Below are 7,694 nucleotides of genomic sequence, written 5' to 3'. Positions count from 1 at the left end.
ACTTTAGTGACCGAGTTCGCTGGCGAACCATTGTATTGAACAGATGTACAGCCACCCAACGCAGCTAACGACAACCCCACTAAAAGTAATTTATTATTAAACATTAAAAGTTGTACCTCATTCCAACAGTTACGCCTTGGATCTCTAAGTCTACGCCATCAAACTCAGCAGCTCTGTATCTATAGCCAACGGAAACATCAATATCATTAAACATATAGCCAACCTCCAAGCCCGCTTGATAAGAAAACTTAGAATCTGACTCTGATGCCCCCAAGATATTGGTTTCACCCTGTAGCGTTCCAACACCTAAGATAAGTGCGCTGTATAAATTGTTGCCTTTCTCCATAAATTTAGGGCGAGCATTGATGTAAAATGCATTTCCTTCGACACTTACATTTTCAGCAAACTCGGCCTCGCCAAAGTGTTGGTACTCCAATTCCACACCCAAATCCACATTTGGGTGAACAGCAAAGCTATAACCACCAAAAACACCCGCACCCAAGTCATTACTTTCATCAATAGAAGCAAAGCCTGCATCTAATTCTGTATTGTGGCCTACTAGCAAATTGCCACCGACATACAAATGATCGGTGCCAGCAGCGGCTGAAACATTAGCGCTTAATAGCGCGAACAACACAATTTTTTTCAACTTAAAACTCATAAATGCCTGTTAAAAAAGGGATTATACTCTTTTCTATATATCAATTCTGTTAAGAACGTCTCCTTATTGGTGTATACAGTGGCTGCATATGAGCTTGTAGCATTAGAAAATATTGGTCAATATGAACATCGTTGTTAAGTAAAGAGCATCTACTCTAAGTGGTTTTGGGGCATAAATGAGCCAGCACAGATCTAGCTGGCTCGAAGATGGACAATAGTTTACCAGTGATTTTGCTAATTTAGCTATTCATATCATAAATAAATTCTCGTATTGAACACGGTCTACTAGCTACCGACTAATAACTCAAAATCATCCACAGTCCTCACCAACATCTCACTTCAGCCACGGTTGGTGAAAAATTCTAACAAGTCTACTTGACCTGTCTACTACCCTACAGTTCATACTATCCAAATACTAAGAACATTTGGGTCAAATCTCACATGTATTGCGTATTTCGGAATTGGGGCAAAGGCTGGTATATCTCGCACCACCTTGCTCTATTACGAGAAGCTAGGGCTGATTAACGGCCATCGCCTTGACAATGGGTACCGCTATTACAGCGAAAACGATTTGCAGCTACTGTTTTTGACTAAACAACTTCAAAGTGCAGGACTCTCACTGAAAGAGTGTGAACAATGCATGGACGCGAAGTTAAGTAGAAGCTCATTGGAAAACCTGATTACGCATAAGTTTCAGCTTGATCATTTCCGAGCCAAGCCTATACTCAGATCATTGGTTTGAGAGGTGTTTATGGCTAGAAATGAGATTCAGTTTCAAAAAGGTTTATCGTTGATCCGCTTCAACAACCTTTATGGAACGGAAACTCAGTGCTATGACAGACTTTTTTAATCTTAGGTGGGGTAATGGGTTTGTCTGCCCTAGCTGTGGCGGTAAAGAATACTGCAAGCTAAAGCGGCATTCGTTATATCAATGCAACACCTGCCACCAACAAACATCTCTTACCGCAGGGACTATTCTTGATAACACCAAGCTGCCACTGACTAAGTGGTTTCTCGCCATCCTCCTGCTGACTAAAGTTAAAAACGGCATATCAGCATTAGAGCTATCAAGGCTAATTGAGGTCTCATATAACACGGCATGGCGCATGAAGCATAAGCTCATGCAAGCGATGAAAGAGAGTGATGATAAAAGACAACTCGATGATGCATATTGGGGCGGTAAAACAAAGGGTAAGCGTGGCAGAGGATCTGTAAACAAAGTGCCTTTCATTGCTGCTGTCGCTCTGAATGAAGACTACAACCCTGTTTACATGCGAATGACTGTGGTTAAAGGCTTTCGTAAAGATGAAGTTGAGAAGTGGGCTAAGAAGCACTTAGTGCCGTCCACTCTCGCCATATCAGATGGACTTTCCTGCTTTGAAGCCCTGTCCAATGCGAACGTACACCATGATCGGGTTGTTAAAGATGGCGCACCTGATCTTGATGAAATTCAAGATAAATACTTCCATTGGGTTGATACGATGATCGGTAACGTCAAGAACTCATTGAGAGGAACTTACCATGCTATCAGTAAAAAGCATCTACCTCGATATCTCGGTGAGTTTTGCTTTCGATTTAACTACCGATTTAGACTCGAAGAATTGCTAGATGAGCTTCTTGGCTCATCAATGACAACACCTCCTATGCCATATCGGTTACTAAAATTAGCAGAGTCGTATTAAGTGACTCATTTGAGCCACTGATATACCCATCCATCAGCGATTAAGGTCTGTTTGATTTTAGCTTTATCTTTGCGACTGGCACGGTTGTAGATTGATCGGATCTCTTGCTCAAAGCTATCTTCATTAAACCCACGTTTAATTGCTTTTTGATACCACTCATGCCCTTGAGCAACATCTCCCAAGATCATCTTACATGCGCCAATTAGAGTGCATGGGCGGTAGTCTTGTTTAGTAAGTTCATGAGCTTGAGTACCAAATTGGATCGCTTTATCAAACATGTTTAGATCACGCTTTGCACCACCACTTGTGGTTAAGAGTGCCGATTTCAGGCTCTTGTTGCCATTTGCGAAATTGAATGGGAAGTTTTTATTAACCAGAGCGACCGCAATTTGGGGTTTCCCAGCCTTTCTGTAATCAGCAATAGCATTCACGAGATTCCAAGGTTTCTTCGTATCTTCCCATTTGCGCTTTGCTAGCTCAGCTCGATTCAGATAGTACAGCCCACTTACATATTGATTTTCAAAACCTTTATTGATTAACCATAAGTAATCGCTCTCAGAGATTGTTTGCCCTTTGGTCAATGGTTCGAGGATTTCTGCTGCTTTGGATCGTCTTAGTACCTTAACTACCTCTATCGATGGAAAATCAATGTAGTCCCTCTCATATTGAGCTTTTCGTTCCTTAAACATCTTTTCTGATGCTTCACGTCTCGCTTGCAGCTTTTGCTCTTGAATCTGGCGTTGTTCATTTCGTTGTTCTGCGGGAGTTTTGGTTCCGATAGAGACATGTTTTGAGAGCAGGGATTTAATCATTTCACAATCACCTGCGAACTCACCACTGTTAGTCGCTATCCTCTTTTTAGCTGAAAGTTTTAAAGGCATTAACTTCAAAGGTAATGAATATGGCGATTCAGGTTGGGAATCAATAAGCAATATCAAAGCCTCGGTGTACTCATTACCCATCAGTTTGGATATGTCATTAATCTCATTCATTAGGTACTCTTGGTCACTGGAAGCGGCAATGCTCTTTTCTATCAATTCTAACCAGCCATAATGGAGTGGGAACTGGGAGCGAGAGAACAAATTTTTTACTTTGCTGAGTGACATGTGAGTTAATTCCTTGAGTGAATGATGAACAGCCTTTGTTCATGTAAGTCATTATAAATGGGTAACAAAAAAGCGCAACGAAGTGATATTTCAACTTAGCTGAAAGTTATGCGTAATCAGGTTGGAAAATTGGCTAACGCAACTCAACCATGAAATTGATGAAAAATCCACGCCCGCGAGTTGCTACTGGCATTACTTGGATAACGCCCACAAAGATAGTTACACTTGGTAACAAGTGTCGTCTACTAAACAGAGGTGAGTTTGGCAAACAGGCTTAAGGCTTACACCAGTTGGCATCATTAATGTTGGTGGCTCTGATTCCACCAGTATTAATGCACAAAGTATAAAGTCAATATGATTGAGTAATTTTTTCAAAATGATAGATGGGAACTCGCCACGTGCCATCACATCAAACACGATATTACACCAATAATATTACCGAGCGTCTATAACTTTACAGGTTACGGTAATCAATACCTTCACTTGTTCCAAAGCACTATCAAGGCAATATTGAGTTGAAAAAGCATGGTTATCCGTCAATGACTCTATCTGCTTGGAAAGTCCTAAAAGTCTACGAAGAATTTTATCGAGGGTTAATGCATGGGTTCGCCAATCACTCTGGATACGGCTATTGGCTATTAGTAAATCTATCCTTAAGAGGTAAATTTGAAGCTCTAAGAGAATGTTCTGCTCTCCAACCTTTTTCGATATTAACTTCGCATCTTCTAGGCATTTGTGAAGATGACTAGTATTGATCTCGTTAGGTAGATGGGTTAACAACACAAACCTCCTTGGTGGATGAGTGGCTACTATCGAGTAACCACACACCTGCGCCAGTATTATTTAGATTTGAAAACTAGTCCATTTCTAGCCAGTTCATAGTCGAGATATTCCCAAGCAGTAAAATTTGTAAAGCCGATTTCATCATCATCTTTAATGTTCAGAAGAGACTTGTCACCTGTTTCCTCATATTCTTCTTCAACTTCACCTTCTACTCCGTTTAAAGCCTCTTCCACAAGCTGTTCTTGAATGTCTTCGTCTGACCAACCTAAGAATTTTGCAGTTAGATTTGGCTTAAGCCGATAGTAATCGTCAAGTTCACCTAGTGGTGGCTCTTTTCCTTGTTGTACCGCTTTAATGGTCTGTTCTAGCCCATAGGGGTACGTAGCCTCATCCCATTTGAACAACTGTTCTTCATCAACCACGAATATAAGCCAATAATCAGGATTAATAGCCACCTGCCAACCAAGTAAGTTGAACTCTCTAATGATGTAAAAGCGATCATCATGCGATAATGGCATGCCCACCATCTTCTGGATAAGCCCTTCACGTACTATGAACCGATTTTGGTTTGCTTCAGCATCCGATTTGTGAGTTTGAGAGCATAAAAGAATTAGCTTTGCTACTTGTTCATAATTGATACGATTATCTTTTACTCTTCTTTGAATAGGCATAGTTAGTTTTATCCTGTTATTTACATAAAAATTAATACGCGCTAACAACTAGCTAAGCTCGCTTATACCTAAAACTAAAAAAGAAATCTCACGATTTTGCCCGATACTCAAGTCATCAAGCCAGTAAGTAACTCTTTTGTGACGTCTGCGGGATGACTGCTCCCTTGCGGCCTTACCCAAAAACGTATTGATTCACTAAGAGTTTTGGGACTTCCATCTTCACCATTGGCAAAAGGGATATTCAGATCAAATGGGAAAAGAGCATTATGGAAGCAAGTGATAATGTCTTGTTTAGAGTTCAACTTACCCTCGCTAATATACCCTTCAGCGAACTCTTTGATTATTGCAGTTTCTAGTAGTACTTACTGAAACCAATCGACAGAGTGCTTATATGAGATGACCCAATTAGGACCATTTACAATATCAAAACTAGTGTCATCTATTCCCCAAGACGTTGATTCAGAGAGAGTATCTTTGCTAGCAGCCAAACAAGAACTCACAATCAGCCCCTTTATATTGCGTCCTTTACTCTTAACCATTTCTGATACTTTTTTAATGGAAGCATCAGCTACGCACTTACCATCACCATGTCCACCGATGTAAAGTATTTGTATGTTCTCTTCCGTGTCAGTTAGGTGATTTAACGCATATTCCAACGAGTTATTATCGTAATAATCACATGAATAAATATTAAGCTGTGACTTTTTAGCATTTTTGTTCACATACTGCTTTATCCCTGTAAAAAAAGGGAGTCCAGTCGCTTGATCTCTGTTGTTTTTGAATGAAAACCAAGGCGCTTCGGCTACTAGTAGCGCGACATCTCTTTTCAATTTAAATACCTCTTAATCAAAATTGTTGGTGGCTTACTCTTCTTACTTGTCATGGTTCACCTAGTTAGTAGATTGGGGGGACGGTGAAATCCTATAAGTTGATATTACCTACATCTATGGCTAGTCACATTACTTATTCTAGGGAAAACTGCGAGTTTTCTCTGCTACTGAGTAAATACATTAACGCGAAGTGGGGCAATGATGAGTCAGCTAGGAAGAACAACTGACTCAAAAGTGGGCTAGTTAAGTTAACACTTAGCTATAGTTGTCATGATAGCCATCGATTGCTGGATGGTACTGTCTATCGTTTTCGAGGTCTAATGCTGTAGTTCTTTCATCATAGACATGGTTATTTACATATTCTCCATCGATGAAAAAGAATTCACGGTAGCAAGAGCCAAATTTCGAACCTATGCGCTCTTTCGCAATTTCATTAGCGTCTTCAATAGTCCAAGGATTGTTTCTGTTTCGTAAGAACTCAACACAGATGTATCCCCACTGGTGTAATTGCGAACCATAGCCTATATCCAAGTCACGGTGTTTAAGTTCAGCGAAACTTAGTATCCTTGCACCTATATCGGTTGCAAAGCCTTTATCGAGATACTCGGCCTTAAAGTTACGTCTAATAAGTTTGGGAGTGGTGCCTTCATACTCTAGCTCATTTACCATCAAATCATCATCAAATATAACCAATAGAGAGCTGTTTTGATTTGGATTAAGCTGTTTACCTCTATTCCCCTGAGCCATAGCGAACTCTTGATTAACCCCATCCATACCTTTATTTGCATTAACTATATTAGCTCTATGATTGTTAGCTTTTTTCGAATGCTGTAATAGCGAATGGTAGTTAGGGAAGCCAACTTCTCGTGCTGCTAATTCAAGTGCTTGGGTGTGCTTAACACCTAGTTCAACTTGAATCTTTTTAGCTAGTTTCTTGACATTTGAAATGAAAGATTGAGTAATATTCATGATCTTATATACCTAGACGAAAAGCTAAGTAAATCCACTCCTAATTTTCTTCTTCCCGCCGAAATAAATAAGAAAAAATATATAATTTAGGATTATGGTTCTCGAAAGAGTTTGCCTTATTGGAGTGAGCAGGCTTCCATCCAGCCTTAATTTAACGATCTATCTCATACTAACTCATTAGTCAAACTAACAAAACCCATACCTTGAGGCATCACTTGGATAACAAAATCTAGTTCAAACTTCCATGATGAGATTGAACGAATCATCATTGCTAGCAAGGTTTGGGGCATAGGCTCGTTACAGCGGACGCAACAACTAAAGAATTGCTTTGAGTTGGAAAGCAACTGGTAAGGGTTTCTTACTTGTTGCCAGCACGAAATGGGGCAAGAACTACCGCTTTAAAAAGCTTGGGCGCTATCTTAAAAAGTACCTCGAAGCCTGAGATTAGTTCCACAAACTTGAATTGCTCCTCTTGAGCACATTTTGCTCTGAGAGGCTATTCGGTGAAGAGCCGAAACAAAAATAAGCAAAAATAGTGATTTAAATCACAATTAAGAGTTATTTTCCGCAGTTCCCCTCAATGTTCCCCCTGGGGGGAAGCACTAAGACAAAATTCCATACAAAACAAAACCTTAAAGAAATATCGAGAATCACTCTTAAATGCTTTGTTAGTTGCCAAACTTAAAGCTTTGAGTTGAAGTTGATTGCCACTTTGCCAACACTAATTTTACGTGTTTTGAAAAACTCAAATCAGGCGTAGTTTTAAAGCGTCTCTCACTGAAACCACTTGGAACAAACGGCGCCGTAGAAAACGGATTAACAACCCCAAAACGCTCATTTGAAAAGACAATGTCACAGAGCTGACTCTCAACCTGTGATTCGGTTTCTGAAACAGAAAATCCAACCTCAAAAGAAACCTGAGAACGATTTTCACGAACCCGAACGATTCAAAATTGAAGTACAAAACCCCACCAAAAACACACTGATTTTAAC

At 40.0% G+C, this 7,694-nt stretch carries 5 protein-coding genes and 2 pseudogenes; 2 read left to right on the top strand and 5 right to left on the bottom strand.

The window, feature by feature from the left end:
- Positions 1-103: 103 nt before the first annotated feature.
- Positions 104-649, bottom strand: coding sequence for a porin family protein (locus tag R7Z41_RS21975; protein ID WP_065871682.1), 546 nt, complete (start codon positions 647-649; stop codon positions 104-106).
- Positions 650-1,101: 452 nt separating this feature from the next.
- Between R7Z41_RS21975 and R7Z41_RS21970 the strand changes: the two are divergent.
- Positions 1,102-1,334, top strand: a pseudogene (locus R7Z41_RS21970) (MerR family transcriptional regulator); the annotation flags it as partial.
- A gap of 77 nt (positions 1,335-1,411) precedes the next feature.
- Positions 1,412-2,342: pseudogene (locus tag R7Z41_RS21965) on the top strand (IS1595 family transposase).
- A 5-nt stretch (positions 2,343-2,347) separates the two neighbouring features.
- On the opposite strand, the gene R7Z41_RS21960 reads toward R7Z41_RS21965, so the two are convergent.
- The 4 genes from R7Z41_RS21960 to R7Z41_RS21945 form a co-directional block, all read right to left on the bottom strand.
- Positions 2,348-3,448 carry a hypothetical protein gene (locus R7Z41_RS21960; protein ID WP_025607707.1) on the bottom strand — a complete coding sequence of 367 codons (1,101 nt, stop codon included), beginning with the start codon at positions 3,446-3,448 and terminating at the stop codon, positions 2,348-2,350.
- Between the two features lie 839 nt (positions 3,449-4,287).
- A complete protein-coding gene (locus R7Z41_RS21955; protein ID WP_225478322.1) occupies positions 4,288-4,902 on the bottom strand; it encodes a hypothetical protein in 615 nt (204 codons plus the stop codon).
- A gap of 362 nt (positions 4,903-5,264) precedes the next feature.
- Positions 5,265-5,732: a hypothetical protein gene (locus R7Z41_RS21950; RefSeq protein WP_225478321.1), complete on the bottom strand. Its 468-nt coding sequence runs from the start codon at positions 5,730-5,732 to the stop codon at positions 5,265-5,267.
- A 255-nt stretch (positions 5,733-5,987) separates the two neighbouring features.
- Positions 5,988-6,701, bottom strand: a complete 714-nt coding sequence (locus tag R7Z41_RS21945; protein WP_065871652.1) for a hypothetical protein — start codon at positions 6,699-6,701, stop codon at positions 5,988-5,990.
- Positions 6,702-7,694 lie beyond the last annotated feature (993 nt).

This window comes from Vibrio sp. 1457 (genome assembly GCF_033340195.1).
In the GTDB taxonomy this organism is placed as follows: domain Bacteria; phylum Pseudomonadota; class Gammaproteobacteria; order Enterobacterales; family Vibrionaceae; genus Vibrio; species Vibrio alginolyticus.
This window is presented reverse-complemented; position numbering and strand designations above follow the sequence as displayed.